Source organism: Algoriphagus sp. AK58, from assembly GCF_014324365.1.
Lineage (GTDB): Bacteria > Bacteroidota > Bacteroidia > Cytophagales > Cyclobacteriaceae > Algoriphagus.
This window is the reverse complement of sequence record NZ_QEIG01000052.1, coordinates 1-774: the sequence shown is the minus strand read 5'-3', so window position 1 is coordinate 774 and position 774 is coordinate 1. Positions and strand designations below refer to the sequence as shown.

Annotated in this window: 1 protein-coding gene; it reads left to right on the top strand. The window is 46.9% G+C overall.

From position 1 onward, the window contains the following. Positions 1 to 389, top strand: a 389-nt coding sequence (locus DDT91_RS20530) for a hypothetical protein (protein ID WP_222718702.1), incomplete at its 5' end; no start/stop codon positions are given. Between the last annotated feature and the right edge of the window lie 385 nt (positions 390 to 774).

Below are 774 nucleotides of genomic sequence, written 5' to 3'. Positions count from 1 at the left end.
CATCGCTGGCGTACGAATTTTGGTTTGGAACGAGATCTCGTATCGCCAGCGAAACGGAGAAGAGATTTGGTGAGATTTACTTGATTTTCAACCTGATTAATTTCTCATCATCCCTGTTTTGTTTTTTAAGTCCTTTTTTCTTGACAAAAAAGGACCAAAAAGTCAAGCCGCAGCTAAGCTTCCCCCCACAAAGCCAACCCACGCCTCGCGGCTGCGGCAACCCACCGCGCCTATCAAAGGTAGGTTTAGTGGTAACTGTAGAAGACACTGAGTTTGGACTCTGTCTAATGATTCGAACTCTGAACCAGCTCCAAAGGAGCGTTTTGTTATTGCCAGGGGTTTCAACCCCTGGATTAAAAGATAAGCCAAGACCCCCATCGCTGGCGTAGGGTTTTGGTTTGGAACGAGATCTCGGATCGCCAGCGAAACGGAGAAGGGACTTGCGGTTTATAAAAAATTTTCAAGAACCTTGGCTCCGATTAGTGCCTGTCTGCGATTGTCAGGCAATTTATTGGTCTGATTAATAGGTTGTTGATTTCGATTGGTTTAGTGCTGCCAGCTCCCAAGGAGCGTTTGGTTATTGCCAGGGGTTTCAACCCCTGGATTAAAAGATAAGCCAAGACCCCCATCGCTGGCGTACGAATTTTGGTTTGGAACGAGATCTCGGATCGCCAGCGAAACGGAGAAGGGACTTGCGGTTTATAAAAATTTTTCAAGACCCCTTGGCTCCAATTAGTGCCTGTCTGCGATTGTCAGGTAATCCATTGGCTGGAG